The sequence below is a fragment of the Cupriavidus basilensis genome (assembly GCF_000876015.1).
In the GTDB taxonomy this organism is placed as follows: Bacteria; Pseudomonadota; Gammaproteobacteria; order Burkholderiales; family Burkholderiaceae; genus Cupriavidus; species Cupriavidus basilensis_B.
Window position 1 is genome coordinate 328,221 of sequence record NZ_BBQM01000018.1, and the last position, 13,014, is coordinate 341,234.

The window sequence follows — 13,014 nt, forward strand, 5'->3', positions numbered from 1 at the left end:
GCGGGGCGGACCATAACAGAACACACGCAGGCCATCTGTTACGATACAGAACCCCCGCATCTGTATCTGTTGCGCAGGCCGCCGCCGCGCCACCATGCCGCATGGATTCCGCCCCGCTCTACCGCCAGCTCGCGCAGCACTACCGCCATGCCATCGAGGCCGGCACGCTCAAGCCGGGCGACCGCGTGCCGTCGGTGCGCACGCTGATGGAGCTGCACGGCGTGAGCCTGTCCACCGCACTGCAGGCCTGCCGGCAGATGGAAAGCGACGGGCTGCTCGAAGCGCGGCCGCGCTCGGGCTACTTCGTGCGGCCCCCGGCGCGCGCGCCGCACAAGCCGCTGGCGCCGATCGCCGAGCCGGCGGCCACGCTGCCGGACCCGGCGCAGTACGTCGGCATCCATGAGCGCATCTCGGCCATCACCGCGCGCGGGCGCCAGCGCCCGGTGGCGGTGAATTTCGCCGGCGCCTGCGCCGCGCCCTCGCTCTACCCGGCGCAGGCGCTGCGCGACGCGGCGGCACGCGCGCTGCGGCGCCACCCGCAGCTGTTCGGCACGGCCGCCGATGCCGGCGGGCACCCCGCCTTCCGCGCGGTGCTGGCGCGGCACGCGCTGCTGTCGCGCATCACGGTGGCGCCCGAGGACATCCTCGTCACGCACGGCTGCACGGAGGCGCTCAACCTCGCGCTGCGCGCGGTGGCGCGCCCCGGCGACGTGATCGCGGTGGAATCGCCGACCTACTACGGCCTGCTGCAGATCCTGGAGAGCCTGGGCATGCGCGCGCTGGAGACCCCCAGCAGCCCGCAGACCGGCATCTCGCTCGAGGCGCTGGAACTGGCCGCGCAGACCTACGACAACATCCGCGCCGTGGTGGTGGTGCCCAACCTGCAGAATCCGCTCGGCTGCATCATGCCGGACGACAACAAGGCCCGGCTGGTGGCGTGGTGCGCGCAGCGGGACATCGCGCTGGTCGAGGACGACTGCTTCTCCGCGCTGGCCGACGGCGACACGCCGCCCGCGGCGCTCAAGTCATGGGACCGCGACGGCGGCGTGATCCACTGCGCCTCGCTGCACAAGACGCTCGCGCCCGGCATGCGGCTGGGCTGGATCGCGGCGGGCCGCTGGCAGGCGCGCGTGGAAATGCTCAAGTACAGCCAGTCGCGCCCCAACGAGCTGCTGGCGCAGATGGCGCTGGCGGACTACATGGGCTCGGGCGCGTTCGAGCGCCACCTGCGGCGCCTGCGCGAGCAGTTGCGCGGCCAGCGCGCGCAGGTGGCGCAGGCGATCGCGGCCGATTTCCCGGCCGGCACGCGCGCCTCCGATCCGCACGGCGGCCTGCACCTGTGGGTGGAGCTGCCCGGGCCGGTATCGTCCGAGGCCGTGTTCGACGAAGCCCTGAAGGCCGGCATCCGCGTGGTGCCGGGCGTGATGTTCTCCAATTCCAACCGCTTCGACCATTTCCTGCGCCTGAACTGCGGCATGCCGTTCTCGCCCGAGATCGAGCGCGCGCTGCGCGAACTGGCCGCGGTGGCGGCGCGGCTGGCCGGCAAGCCGCCGCGCGGCGCCCGCGCCGGAGCGCGCGCGGCGGGCTGACGCCCGCGCGCGGCGTGCCGGCTCAGGCACCGCGCCGTGCTTTTCGCACCGCCGATCCGGCCGTTCATCGCAGCGCGCTGGGCACGCCGGGCGGCGCGCGGCATGCTGGCAAGGCTTGTCGAAGGCGGCAGGCCGCTCACCAGGAGAAACCGATGCAGCTCCCATTCCTCCCTCTCGCCGCGTGCAAGGACGCCGCCGCGCCGCGCCCGTGCGCCTTGCGCCGCGCCGGCCAGGCCCATCGCCAGCCGGCGCGCGCCGAGGCCGGCCACGCCCGCCCCGGCCCGGGCGCGCGGGACGAAGGAGAAGCCACGAACACGCCGCATGACGCAGCGCAAAGCGCGGCGACCCCGGGCGCCGCTACCATGCCTGCTGTTTCCGAGCCAGGCACCCGCGACATGACCGCCCTCGCCCTCCAGCCCCCGATGCGCGACAAGCTCGACGAGTTGCGCGCGCTGGCTTCCCATCTGACCGCCGGCTCGCTGCTGCAGGCCGCCACGCTGCAACTGATCGCCGAGCAGGAAAAAGCACCGCGCCGCGCCGCGCCGGCGCGCATCGCCGAACTCTCGCCACAGGCCTGAACCTGCCCCTCCGCGGGAGGGGGTGCCGCGCGCGCGTCGGTTTTTACGCCACACATCTCCCCATTTTCCGCCGCGCTGCCCTATGCTATCGCCGTTGCGCGCATGGCGGCGCCCCGCCGGAGAGCGGGACGCCCGGGCCGGCCGGCCCGGCGCGCCAACGGGAAAGGGAGAGAACACATTGACGGCCATCACCGACGCGGCGCGCATCGACGCCGAATACCAGACTTTGTTCCAGCTCGCGCCGGTTTCGCTGTGGCTTGAAGACTTCAGCGCGGTGCGCGAGCATTTCCAGGTGCTGCGGGCGCGCGGCGTCACCGACCTGCGCAGCCACCTGCGCCGGCATCCGCAGGACGTGGCGCACTGCTCCGCGCTGATCCGCGTGCTGGACGTCAACAAGCGCACGCTGGACCTGTTCCGCGCCTCCGACCTCGCCGACCTGGTCGGCAATCTCGACACCGTGTTCCGCGACGACATGTTCGACCAGCACGTCGAGGAGCTGGGCCAGCTGTGGGACGGCAGCACGCATTTCTCCAGCCAGACCGTCAACTACACGCTCGAGGGCAAGCGCCTGGACATCCGCCTCGAGGCGACCGTCATGCCGGGCCACGAGGACACCTGGGACCGCGTGCTGCTGTCGATCGAGGACATCACGGTGCGCACCGCCACCGAGCGCGAACTGCGCCGCAGCGAGCAGTACGCGCTGGGCCTGTTCGAGCATTCGCCGGTGTCGCTGTGGGTGGAGGACTTCAGCGCGGTCAAGCTGCTGCTGGACGAAGTGCGCGGCGCGGGCATCACGGATTTCCGCACCTTCCTCAACGTGCATCCGGACTTCATCTCGCGCTGCATGCAGGAAATCCGCGTGCTCGACGTCAACCAGCAGACGCTGCTGATGTTCAACGCCACCTCCAAGGCCGAGCTGCTGTCGCGCCTGGGCGACGTGTTCCGCGACAACATGCGCTTCCAGTTCGCCGAGCAGCTGGTCGACCTGTGGAACGAGAAGCTGTGGCAGCAGCGCGAGGTCGTCAACTACGCGCTCGACGGCCGGGCGGTGGACGTGTTCATGCAATGGTCGGTCTTTCCCGGCCACGAGTCGGACTGGGACCAGGTGCTGGTCTCGCTGACCGACATCACCGCGCGCAAGAAGGCCGAGGCCTATGTGGAATTCCTCGGCAAGCACGACGTGCTGACCAAGCTCTACAACCGCGCCTACTACGAGGACGAGCTCGCGCGCCTGGGCCGCAAGGGACCGTGGCCGGTCAGCGTGATCGCGGTGGACCTCAACGGCCTCAAGCAGGTCAACGACCAGCTCGGCCACGGCGACGGCGACGCGCTGCTGCGCCGCGCCGGCGAGGCGCTCAAGAAGGCCGTGGGCGACCAGATGTGCGTGGCGCGCGTGGGCGGCGACGAGTTCATGGTGCTGCTGCCGGGACGCGACGAGCGCGGCGTGGCCGCCGTGGTGGAGCAGATCCACCAGGTGGTGGAGCTGAACAACCAGTTCTATCCCGGCACCGCGCTGAGCCTGTCGATCGGCACCGCGACCTGCGGCATCGACGAGCGCCTGAGCGACACCATCAAGCTCGCCGACTCGCGCATGTACCAGGCCAAGCGCGCCCACTACGAAGAACTCGACGACGAGCGCGGGCGCCGGCGGCGCTAAGGCGCCTGCCGCGCGCGTGGCGCGGCGGACGGCGCGGAAGTGAAAAGGGCCGGCTTGCGCCGGCCCTTTTCACTGGAAAACCGCGCCGCGCTCAGATGTAGATGATCAGCGCCACGCCGGCCGCGATCAGGCCGAACTTGACCACGTAGTACGCCTGGCGGTTCCAGGCCTTGAAGCGGCGGCGGTACTGCCCGCCCAGCCAGACGATGCGGAACAGCCGGTTGATCATGCCGGTCTGGTCGCTTTCCTCGTTGGGCGAGCTGGCCGCGGTCATGACCTTGCGGCCCATCCAGTGGTTGAACCCGGCGGCCCAGCGGTAGCGCATCGGACGCTCGATGTCGCAGAACAGGATCAGCCGGTTGCTGTCGCTCTTGTTCTCGGCCCAGTGCAGGTAGGTCTCGTCGAACACCACGCCCAGGCCGTCGCGCCAGCTGTGGCGCTCGCCGTCGACCTCGATGAAGCAGCGGTCGTCGTTGGGCGTGGCCAGCCCGAGGTGGTAGCGCAGCGAGCCCGCGAACGGGTCGCGGTGCGGGTTGAGCTTGCCGCCGGGCGGCAGCTCGGCGAACATCGCGGCCTTCACGCTGGGCAGGCCGCGCAGCAATTCCACCGTGCGCGGGCACAGGACCTCGGCCGACGGATGGCGCGCCTCGTACCACTTGAGGTAGAAACGCTTCCAGCCGTACTTGAAGAACGAGTTGAAGCCGGCATCGTCGTTCTTCTCCGCGGCCTTGATCTTGCGCATGGCGGCCAGCGCCAGCCCTTCGTCGCGGATCTGCGGCCACGCGGCGCGGATCGTCTCGAGCTCGGGGAAGCGTTCGACCGGGATGTAGGGCGTGCGCGGCACGCCCGAGAACATGTACATGAAGCAGTTGATCGGCGCCACCAGCGCCGAATGATCCAGCAACTGGCGCCAGATGCGCAGCCTTACCTTGCCGCGGAAATGCACGTACAGGATCGCTCCCAGGTACGCCGCGACGATTATCCACTTGATCACCCGAAAATCCTCCAAATCAGCAGCATCGAACACCGTTGCGCTCGCGGGCAACGGGACAGCATCGGGGGCGCGAAAACCCGTAGTGTAGCGAAACGCAGGGCGCCCTGCTAAATGAGATCGCGGGCGCACAGCGCGCCGGCGCGCGGCCGGCGGCCACCCGCGTATGCCGGTGCTGCCGCTCAAGTGTTGCCGCGGGACTGGCGGGCGATGCGGCTGATCAGCGCGGCGGCGTCCTCGGACTGGCCGCGCAGCGCGAGCAGGCGCGCATTGAGCACCATGTTCTCGAGCACCAGCTTGGCGGTGGACGCCCACATGGTGGCCAGCAGGTCGCCGACCGGCATGCCGGCGGACTCCATCGCGTGCGAGCGCTGCGCCACCAGCCGGCAGGCCAGGCTGCGCAGCGTGGCGTCGTCGAAGGGCAGGTCGGCGTAGTCGATCGGGTCTTCCTTCTCGACTTCGACCATCAGTTGCATCAGCATCTCTTCGGTCATCGGCAAGCTCCCCGGGAAAGACGGGCGTGGCCGGCCGGCGCCTCGCGCCGCGGCAGCCCTGCCAATGACGCTAATCCTCGGCCCGGGCCTTGTCAATGCGGCGGGCTGCCGACACGCGCGAAAAGGCGACGGCTGGCCGCCGCGCCGCAACATCCGCCGCGACATCCGATGACTCAGGGAAAGCGATAGCGAAGTCCCATCGTCCGGCACTGAACAAAGGGAGTAAGCTCGGGTCTCATCAGCTCACTCACCAACACTAGCGTTCAATGACCAAACGTTTGTTGTCAGCCATGCGCCAATACGCATGGTTCGGCGGTGTCAAGCACCATGTGGTCCAAGGCGTGGAAGCGCTGGCGACCTTGCTCAAATCTCCCGCAGTCGCGGCCCGCGCAGTGGCCGCCATCGTCGCGGAAACCGAACAGGGCGTGCAGGTGTGGGTGTCCTACTTCGGCAAGCCGATGGATCCGCATACCACCTATGTCTTCTGGCCGACCCGCGCGCTCAAGCCCGCGCGGCGGCGCGTCGCCGCGATACCCCTGCCGCCGCACCGGCGCGACCGCGAGTAGGCGGCCGCCGGCAGCGCCAGCCGGATGCCGTAGCGCCGCATGGCGAACGGCCGGTGCCGGGTTCGGGAGAATCCGGCATCATCCGAACCTTCCATTCCTTCCTGTTCCCTCCCGATATTCGGTTCCCGGCATGGCCCGCCGGATATTTCGCATCCGACTGCGGCACCCTGGTCGCCTGTCCCGCCTTTCCCGCCTTTCCCCTACCCCGCCACCGCGGCCCGTTCAGGCGTCGGCCCAGCGGCGCAGCAGGTTGTGATACACGCCGGTCAGTCCGACCACGGCGGGCTCCTTGTGGCTCAGGGCCTGCGCCACGCGCTGGATCTGCGAGTCCAGCTCGAACAGCACCGAGCGCTGGCCATCGTCGCGCACCATGCTCTGGATCCAGAAGAACGACGACACGCGCGCCCCGCGCGTGACCGGGCTGACGTGGTGCAGGCTGGTCGCCGGATACAGCACCATGTGGCCGGCCGGCAGCTTCACGCGCTGCTGCCCGTAGGTATCCTCCACCACCAGTTCGCCGCCGTCGTAGTCCTCGGGCGCGGTCAGGAACAGCGTGGCGGAGAGGTCGCTGCGGATGCGGAAATTGGTGCCGCGCAGATGGCGGATGGCATTGTCGACATGGTTGTCGAAGGCCTGCCCGCCCTCGTAGCGGTTGAACAGCGGCGGATAGACCTTGAGCGGCAAGGCCGCGGAGAAGAACAGCGGGTTGGCGGCCAGCGCATCCTGGATCAGGTCGCCGACCTGCCGCGCCGCGGGCGAGCCCTCGGGCAGCTGCATGTTGCGCTTGGCGAGTGCCGACTGATGCCCGGAAGTGACGTTGCCGTCGACCCACTCCGCCGCGTCCATCAACGCACGGCATTCGGCCACCTGGGCCGGCGTCAGCACATCGGGGATATGCAGCATCATGATTTCAGTTACCTCGGCAAGATAATGTATGGGTCGTGGGACAAACAGGCGAGCGCCGATTGTATGAGAAAGGTCCACGATGCTCAAATAGGAATCATTTCCAGAGAGAACCTGCTTGACCTGGAGCAAGTCGGATAGGATGTCTCTCATCCAGTGACGGGCACCGCCCTGCCCCGCGGACGCGGCGATGAACCTCGCGGGCGCCGGCCATCTCTAACCGTTATCGCCCGGCACACGCCGGGCAGCCTACCGCCCGACCGAACGCATCATGCACCGCGCTCCGCTCCGCCTCTTGCTGGCCTTGCCGCTGTTGTTGCTGGGAGCCTGCGTCGCCTTCGACAGCGACTATGACTACTCGCCATACGGCCCCTACGATGCCTACGGTGCCTACGATCCCTATGCGTTCTACGGCCCCGGCGCCGCCTACCCGCCCGCGTGGTACGGCTACGGCGGCTATGGATATGGGGATGGATACGGCTACGACTATCCGCTGCCGTTCTATGGCGGGTTCTATGGCGGCGGCGCCGTCTTCTATGGCTACCGTTCCCACGGCTATGGTGGCTATGGCGGCTACTACCGCGGCGGCGCGCCCCACGCCTGGTATCGCTATCACGGCGCCTATCCGTATCGCGGCGGTTATGGCTACCGGGGCGGTTATCCCGCTCGCCCGGGCGCCGGCCACGGCTACTACCGCGGCGGCGGCTGGGGTGGCGGACGGCATGGCGCCGGCGGCCGCGGTGGTGGCGGCGGCGGCGGCCGGGGCGGACGGCGCTGAAACCGCGCCGCCTCGCCGGCATGCGCGCGCACGGCGGCACGCACGACAGCGCGCGCCAAGCCACCGCCAGCCGCGCGGCGCGTTCGCGCCGGCGTGCCTGCCTTCAGTGCCCCGATCCGGCCAGCGGCGAACGCCGCCGGCCTAGCTCTCGGCGCGGCCGACCAGCTGGTCGACGAGCCGGTAGCCGGCAATGAATGCCGCTTCCTCCGCAGCATGCCGGGTCGCATAGGGCGCGCCCTGCGCCGACGAGCGCTCGGTGTCTCCCGCATCGGAAGGGTCCGCGCCTTCCTGCGCGACCCGCACTTCGTATCGCCACTTCCCTGCCCCGCCCAGCGTCGCGATGCCCGCGCCCTGTTCTTCCTCCTGCCCGGAGACCAGCACGTAGACATCCATGCCGCGATAGGCTTCGACACGCCAGTCCGAATGGTTCATGACATCCTCCTGCGTTGCCCGTGGCCGGGCGCGGCCACCCGCGCCGCGCCACCCGATCCAGCCTAGCCCGCATGCCGCGCGCCCGCAAGCCGGCGCCCGCCTACACGGGGACGCGGCGCGGATACGGCGAGGCCCGCCACGGACCGGCGGGATCGTCGATGCAGGCGCGCGCGAATGCCATGTGGCGCGCGAAGCCGGCATCCGGGCCGGCCCACATGGCGCGCCCGAGCAGGTAGCCCGCCACCACCTGCTCCCACGACGCATAGTGCGCGAACGCCTGCGCCGCCGCGCGCTCGATCACGGCCCAGGCCTGCGCGTCGGTCTGCATGCCGCAGTCGTGGGCCATGCGCGCGAGATGGATGGCGCGGCTCATGTCCCACGCCAGCACGCCGCGCGCGAGATCCTGCCCCGAGGCGATGAAGCGCGCCGCGCGCAGGCCCGGCAGCGCGCGCTCGAGATTGTCGACGCACAGCGCCAGGCGCACCGGATCGAACAACTGGTCGAGCCGCACGATCTCGCGCTCGCGCGCGGCGCGCGGCACCTTGAACAGGATGCGGCAGACCTGCGGGTACAGGGCGCGATGCCCTTCCTCGAGCAGCCACGCCAGCGTGCCGCGCGCCTCGCCGGCGGTGTGGATATGCCAGTCGTCGGCGAGCGCGTTGACCTGCGCGCGCGCATCGGCGCCGGTAGCCAGCGTGTGCGCATTGCCGCGCGGGCCGCCGTCGTGCAGCAGGCCGAGCAGCAAGCCGTGCGCGCGCTCGGCCGCGCCTGGCATGGCCGCCGCGCGGCGGACCGCGCCGCCCTTGCCGGCCGGCAGCCGGCACGCGGGCATGGGCGGCGGCGCGCACGCGGCGCGGCGTTGGTGCCGCGCGGCACGGGCCAGCCCGGCAAGCAGCAGGACGGAGACGAACCAGGGTAAAGCCCGCATCGTGGAAGCCCTCGGAGAAACGTTCGGAGAAAGCCGTTCGGAGAAAGCGATCGCGCAACGCGCGCGCGGCCGGAAAAAAACCGGCCGCGCCGCGTTGCGGCGATCGGCGCGTACCATGTGCGCACCGGACCGAGATTAGCGGCGGCAAGAACGGCGCGCGATGCGACAACTCTGATTCGCGTGGATGCGCGCGCCGCGGCGGGCAACCGCGGGCGGATGGCCTGGCGATGGCGGGAACGGAAGACGCGGAGATGAAGCACAAAGGCGCCGACAGGCGCCGGGAAAGCGAAGACCGGACGGCGAAGGCCCGACAGATGCGGAAAGGCGAAGACCAAAGAAAAAGGGCTTCCATTTCTGGAAGCCCTTCTCTTCTTGATAGGTGGTGCGGCTGGCAGGATTCGAACCCACGACCCCTTGGTTCGTAGCCAAGTACTCTATCCAACTGAGCTACAGCCGCACTCGAGAAAGAAATTATATCGTACTTTTGGGTTTTGTGAACCCCCTTCTGGCATATTTCCGGTTTTTCTTTCGGCCAGCGTGGACTTTCTATAATGACAGCCCTATCGAAGTGATCCGTACCATGAACAAGGCATTCGTCAAAGAGTCGTCCGGCGATGAGGACGACGACCTGCCAGAGGGCGCCGCGCCGCTGCCGCCGGGCAGCAAGAACTACATCACCGCGCAGGGCTACCAGCGCCTGCGCGACGAGTTGATGCACCTGATCGACACGGAGCGCCCCGAGGTGGTCCAGATCGTCTCGTGGGCCGCGTCCAACGGCGACCGCTCCGAGAACGGCGACTATCTCTACGGCAAGAAACGCCTGCGCGAGATCGACCGCCGCATCCGCTTCCTGACCCGCCGCCTGGACAAGGCCGAGGTGGTGGACCCGTCCGTGCAGGGCGACAACGACCAGATCTTCTTCGGCGCCACGGTGACTTACGCCAACCGGGCCGGTGAAGAGACCACCGTCACCATCGTCGGCATGGACGAGGTGGACCTCGACAGCAACCACGTGAGCTGGATCTCGCCGGTCGCGCGCGCGCTGATCAAGGCGCGCGAAGGCGACACCGTGCCCCTGCACACGCCCAACGGCGTCGAGCAGATCGATATCCTGGAAGTCCGCTACCCGAAGCAGCCGGCCGCGCAGCCCGGCAAGGCCTGAGCCCCCGGCGCCGGCATCGCGCGCGCCGCGGCGTCAGCCGTCGTTGCGGTCGCGGAAGATGCGGATCACGTCCGGATTGCGCCGCAGCGCCCGCATCACGTTGGCGAGGTGCAGGCGGTTCTGCACCTGGATGACGAACTGCATGTAGGTGGCCTCCTGGTGGCCGCCCTCCTGCTGCTCCATCGAGACGTGCGCCACGTTGGCGTCGGCCGAGGTCAGGTCCGCCGCCACGCGCGCGACGATGCCCTTGACGTTGCGCACCATGACCTTGATCGAGGCGTCGAACGCGCGCGTGGTCTTGCGCGCCCACATCACGTCGATCCAGTGCTCCGGGTCCTTGCTGTGCAGGCGCTTGGCCACCTTGCAGTCCTGCACGTGGATCTGCAGGCCTTCGCCCTTGCCCAGGTAGCCGACGATGGAGTCGCCGGGAATCGGGCGGCAGCACGCCGAGAAGATCATCGACATGCCTTCGTCGCCGGTGATCGGCACCGCCGGCGCTTCGTCGCCGGCGAAGGTCTGCACGGCGGCCAGCAAGGCGCTGTCGACGTCGCCGGACAGGTCCTGCAGCAGGATCTCCATGCGCTTGGCCACCACGGCCGGCACGCGCCGGCCCAGCGCCAGGTCGGCGAAGATGTCCTCGCGGTGCTTGTTGCCGGTCCACTGCACCATGCGGTCCCACACCGACTGCGGCAGCGCCTTGAGCTCGATGCCGAGCTGGCGCGCGGACTGCTCCAGCAGGCGCTCGCCGAGCTGGATGGCTTCGTCGAGGCGCGTGGTCTTGAGATAGTGGCGGATCGCGGCGCGCGCCTTGCCGGTGCGCACGAAGGCCAGCCAGGCCGGGTTGGGCTTGGAGTACGGCGCCGTCACCACCTCGACGATGTCGCCGCTCTTGAGCTCGGTGCGCAGCGGCAGCAGCTCGTTGTTGATCTTGACCGCCACGCACTGGTTGCCGAGGTCGCTGTGCACGGCGTAGGCGAAATCGAGCGCGGTGGCGCCGCGCGGCAGCGCGCGGATGTGCCCCTTGGGCGTGAACACGTAGACCGCGTCCGGGAACAGGTCGATCTTGACGTGCTCGAGGAATTCCTGCGAATCGCCGGTCTGGCTCTGGATGTCGAGCAGCGACTGCAGCCACTGGTGGGCCTGCTGCTGGATGTCGTTGGCCTGGTCGGCCTGGTGCTTGTACATCCAGTGCGCGGCCACGCCGGCCTCGGCGATCTGGTGCATGTCGCGCGTGCGGATCTGGAATTCCACCGGCGTGCCGAACGGGCCCACCAGCGTGGTGTGCAGCGACTGGTAGCCGTTGATCTTGGGGATCGCGATGTAGTCCTTGAACTTGCCCGGCATCGGCTTGTACAGGCCGTGCAGCGCGCCCATCGCCATGTAGCAGTGCATCTGCGTCTCCACCACCACGCGGAAGCCGTAGACGTCGAGCACCTGCGAGAACGACAACTGCTTGTCGTGCATCTTGCGGTAGATGCTGTACAGCGTCTTCTCGCGCCCGGACAGCTCGGCCACGATGCCGGCGTCGCCCAGCGCCTTCTGCGCCGCCTCCAGGATGCGCTTGACCACCTCGCGCCGGTTGCCGCGCGCGGCCTTGACGGCCTTCTCGAGCGTGGCGTAGCGGAACGGCGAGCCGACCTTGAACGACAGTTCCTGCAGCTCGCGGTAAGTGGTGTTGAGACCGAGCCGGTGCGCGATCGGCGCGTAGATCTCCATCGTCTCGAGCGCGATCCGGCGCCGCTTCTCGGGCGGCACGAAATCGAGCGTGCGCATGTTGTGGGTGCGGTCGGCCAGCTTGACCAGGATCACCCGCACGTCGCGCGCCATCGCCAGCAGCATCTTGCGGAAGCTCTCCGCCTGCGCCTGCTCGCGGCTCTGGAATTCGAGCTTGTCCAGCTTGGTCAGGCCGTCGACCAGCTCGGCCACCTTGGGACCGAATTTCTCGGCCAGCTCGCTCTTGGTGATGCCCTGGTCTTCCATCACGTCGTGCAGCAGCGCGGCCATGATGGACTGGACGTCGAGCTTCCAGTCCGCGCACAGCTCGGCCACCGCCACCGGATGGGTGATGTAGGGCTCGCCGCTCTGGCGGTACTGGCCCAGGTGCGCCTCGTCGGAGAACTGGAAGGCCTCGCGCACGATGGCCTGGTCGGCCGGCTTCAGGTAGGCCAGCTTCTCCATCAGCCGGCCGATCGAGATGACCTGCTGGCGCGGCGGCACCGCGGGCTGCGAGGTCGGGCCGAAGAAGTGGCGGTAGGACTGCGCCAGGACGGCGTCGATGAACAGCGCGTCGCCCGGCGTGGCGGCGGGCGGCGCCTCGCTCAGCTCGCCTTCGGCCGCGGCCTGCGCGGCGCGGCCCTTGCCCGAGCCCATCGCGGGCGCGGCCGCGCGCTCGCCGACGACGTTGTCGCCGAGCGGATCGGGAAGATTGGGAGCGCCGGTGCGTGCCGTCACGGGCGGATGGCCGGTCCCGGCGCGCTTGCGCGAGACGGGCGGCGCTGCTTCGCCGCCCGCATCACCAGGCACTTCCCCGTGCGGGCGCGAAGGCGCGCCCGGAGGGCTCGCCGTGGCGGCAGGAGAGGAAGGCTGGGAAGAAGACATCGGGGCGGCCTCTGTGATCTGGCTGTGCAATCGCGTTCGCGAACAGGTACGTCAGCAGGTGCAGCAAGCGCTGGATGCAAAGGTACGCATTGCGAAGACTGGCCACGGCCGCCCGAAAATCAGGTGGGTACCTTCTTGAGCATCTCGATGCCGACCTGGCCCGACGCGATCTCGCGCAGCGCCACCACGGTCGGTTTGTCCTTGGCCTCGACCTTGGGCGTATGACCCTGCACCAACTGACGGGCCCGGTACGTCGCCGCGAGCGCGAGCTCGAAACGATTCGGGATGTGTTTCAGACAATCTTCGACGGTAATACGCGCCATATCAAATCCACCTCG

The 13,014-nt window shown here is 69.2% G+C and carries 13 protein-coding genes and 1 tRNA gene; 6 read left to right on the plus strand and 8 right to left on the minus strand.

Features of this window, described 5'->3' with window-relative positions; translation table 11 throughout:
* The first annotated feature begins 101 nt into the window (after positions 1-101).
* The 3 genes from KF708C_RS20135 to KF708C_RS20140 all read left to right on the plus strand — a co-directional run bounded on the left by KF708C_RS20135 (position 102) and on the right by KF708C_RS20140 (position 3,824).
* Positions 102-1,589, plus strand: coding sequence for an aminotransferase-like domain-containing protein (locus tag KF708C_RS20135; protein ID WP_059413030.1), 1,488 nt, complete (start codon positions 102-104; stop codon positions 1,587-1,589).
* A gap of 395 nt (positions 1,590-1,984) precedes the next feature.
* Positions 1,985-2,167, plus strand: coding sequence for a hypothetical protein (locus KF708C_RS35780; protein WP_156173883.1), 183 nt, complete (start codon positions 1,985-1,987; stop codon positions 2,165-2,167).
* Between the two features lie 82 nt (positions 2,168-2,249).
* Positions 2,250-3,824 (plus strand): GGDEF domain-containing protein, encoded by a 1,575-nt coding sequence (locus KF708C_RS20140; RefSeq protein WP_082079650.1) that lies wholly within the window; start codon positions 2,250-2,252, stop codon positions 3,822-3,824.
* 91 nt (positions 3,825-3,915) lie between these two features.
* Here the strand turns inward: KF708C_RS20140 and lpxO are convergent, their stop codons facing one another.
* Positions 3,916-4,818 (minus strand): lipid A hydroxylase LpxO, encoded by a 903-nt coding sequence (gene lpxO, locus KF708C_RS20145; RefSeq protein WP_020205037.1) that lies wholly within the window; start codon positions 4,816-4,818, stop codon positions 3,916-3,918.
* A 179-nt stretch (positions 4,819-4,997) separates the two neighbouring features.
* Positions 4,998-5,309: a hypothetical protein gene (locus KF708C_RS20150; protein ID WP_020205036.1), complete on the minus strand. Its 312-nt coding sequence runs from the start codon at positions 5,307-5,309 to the stop codon at positions 4,998-5,000.
* Positions 5,310-5,575: 266 nt separating this feature from the next.
* Between KF708C_RS20150 and KF708C_RS20155 the strand changes: the two genes are divergently transcribed.
* Positions 5,576-5,875 (plus strand): hypothetical protein, encoded by a 300-nt coding sequence (locus KF708C_RS20155; RefSeq protein ID WP_029044031.1) that lies wholly within the window; start codon positions 5,576-5,578, stop codon positions 5,873-5,875.
* A gap of 222 nt (positions 5,876-6,097) precedes the next feature.
* On the opposite strand, the gene KF708C_RS20160 is transcribed toward KF708C_RS20155, so the two are convergent.
* Positions 6,098-6,781 carry a Fe2+-dependent dioxygenase gene (locus KF708C_RS20160; protein ID WP_029044030.1) on the minus strand — a complete coding sequence of 228 codons (684 nt, stop codon included), beginning with the start codon at positions 6,779-6,781 and terminating at the stop codon, positions 6,098-6,100.
* Positions 6,782-7,049: 268 nt separating this feature from the next.
* Between KF708C_RS20160 and KF708C_RS20165 the strand changes: the two genes are divergently transcribed.
* Positions 7,050-7,556 (plus strand): hypothetical protein, encoded by a 507-nt coding sequence (locus tag KF708C_RS20165; RefSeq protein ID WP_156173884.1) that lies wholly within the window; start codon positions 7,050-7,052, stop codon positions 7,554-7,556.
* A 141-nt stretch (positions 7,557-7,697) separates the two neighbouring features.
* Here KF708C_RS20165 and KF708C_RS20170 read toward each other — a convergent pair whose 3' ends face one another.
* The 3 genes from KF708C_RS20170 to KF708C_RS20180 all read right to left on the minus strand — a co-directional run bounded on the left by KF708C_RS20170 (position 7,698) and on the right by KF708C_RS20180 (position 9,373).
* Positions 7,698-7,988 (minus strand): hypothetical protein, encoded by a 291-nt coding sequence (locus tag KF708C_RS20170; RefSeq protein ID WP_059413033.1) that lies wholly within the window; start codon positions 7,986-7,988, stop codon positions 7,698-7,700.
* Positions 7,989-8,088: 100 nt separating this feature from the next.
* Entirely contained in the window at positions 8,089-8,916 is an 828-nt protein-coding gene (locus KF708C_RS20175; protein WP_231586538.1) for a DUF1266 domain-containing protein, read from the minus strand.
* A 380-nt stretch (positions 8,917-9,296) separates the two neighbouring features.
* A tRNA-Arg gene (locus KF708C_RS20180) sits at positions 9,297-9,373 on the minus strand.
* A gap of 123 nt (positions 9,374-9,496) precedes the next feature.
* On the opposite strand from KF708C_RS20180, the gene greB reads away from it, so the two are divergent.
* Positions 9,497-10,078, plus strand: a complete 582-nt coding sequence (gene greB / locus KF708C_RS20185) for a transcription elongation factor GreB (protein ID WP_020205030.1) — start codon at positions 9,497-9,499, stop codon at positions 10,076-10,078.
* Positions 10,079-10,111: 33 nt separating this feature from the next.
* On the opposite strand, the gene KF708C_RS20190 is transcribed toward greB, so the two are convergent.
* Together KF708C_RS20190 and rpoZ are read right to left on the minus strand one after the other, a co-directional pair.
* Positions 10,112-12,529 carry a RelA/SpoT family protein gene (locus KF708C_RS20190; RefSeq protein WP_059413035.1) on the minus strand — a complete coding sequence of 806 codons (2,418 nt, stop codon included), beginning with the start codon at positions 12,527-12,529 and terminating at the stop codon, positions 10,112-10,114.
* Between the two features lie 266 nt (positions 12,530-12,795).
* A complete protein-coding gene (gene rpoZ / locus KF708C_RS20195) occupies positions 12,796-12,999 on the minus strand; it encodes a DNA-directed RNA polymerase subunit omega (protein WP_006578656.1) in 204 nt (67 codons plus the stop codon).
* Positions 13,000-13,014: the final 15 nt, after the last annotated feature.

Coding starts and splice junctions, on each gene's coding strand:
- KF708C_RS20155 (WP_029044031.1), top strand. CDS start 5,576: ATGACCAAACGTTTGTTGTCAGCCATGCGCCAATACGCATGGTTCGGC.
- rpoZ (WP_006578656.1), bottom strand. CDS start 12,999: ATGGCGCGTATTACCGTCGAAGATTGTCTGAAACACATCCCGAATCGT.
- KF708C_RS20135 (WP_059413030.1), top strand. CDS start 102: ATGGATTCCGCCCCGCTCTACCGCCAGCTCGCGCAGCACTACCGCCAT.
- KF708C_RS20160 (WP_029044030.1), bottom strand. CDS start 6,781: ATGATGCTGCATATCCCCGATGTGCTGACGCCGGCCCAGGTGGCCGAA.
- KF708C_RS20170 (WP_059413033.1), bottom strand. CDS start 7,988: ATGAACCATTCGGACTGGCGTGTCGAAGCCTATCGCGGCATGGATGTC.
- KF708C_RS20175 (WP_231586538.1), bottom strand. CDS start 8,916: ATGCGGGCTTTACCCTGGTTCGTCTCCGTCCTGCTGCTTGCCGGGCTG.
- KF708C_RS20150 (WP_020205036.1), bottom strand. CDS start 5,309: ATGACCGAAGAGATGCTGATGCAACTGATGGTCGAAGTCGAGAAGGAA.
- KF708C_RS20140 (WP_082079650.1), top strand. CDS start 2,250: ATGCTATCGCCGTTGCGCGCATGGCGGCGCCCCGCCGGAGAGCGGGAC.
- greB (WP_020205030.1), top strand. CDS start 9,497: ATGAACAAGGCATTCGTCAAAGAGTCGTCCGGCGATGAGGACGACGAC.
- KF708C_RS20165 (WP_156173884.1), top strand. CDS start 7,050: ATGCACCGCGCTCCGCTCCGCCTCTTGCTGGCCTTGCCGCTGTTGTTG.
- KF708C_RS35780 (WP_156173883.1), top strand. CDS start 1,985: ATGACCGCCCTCGCCCTCCAGCCCCCGATGCGCGACAAGCTCGACGAG.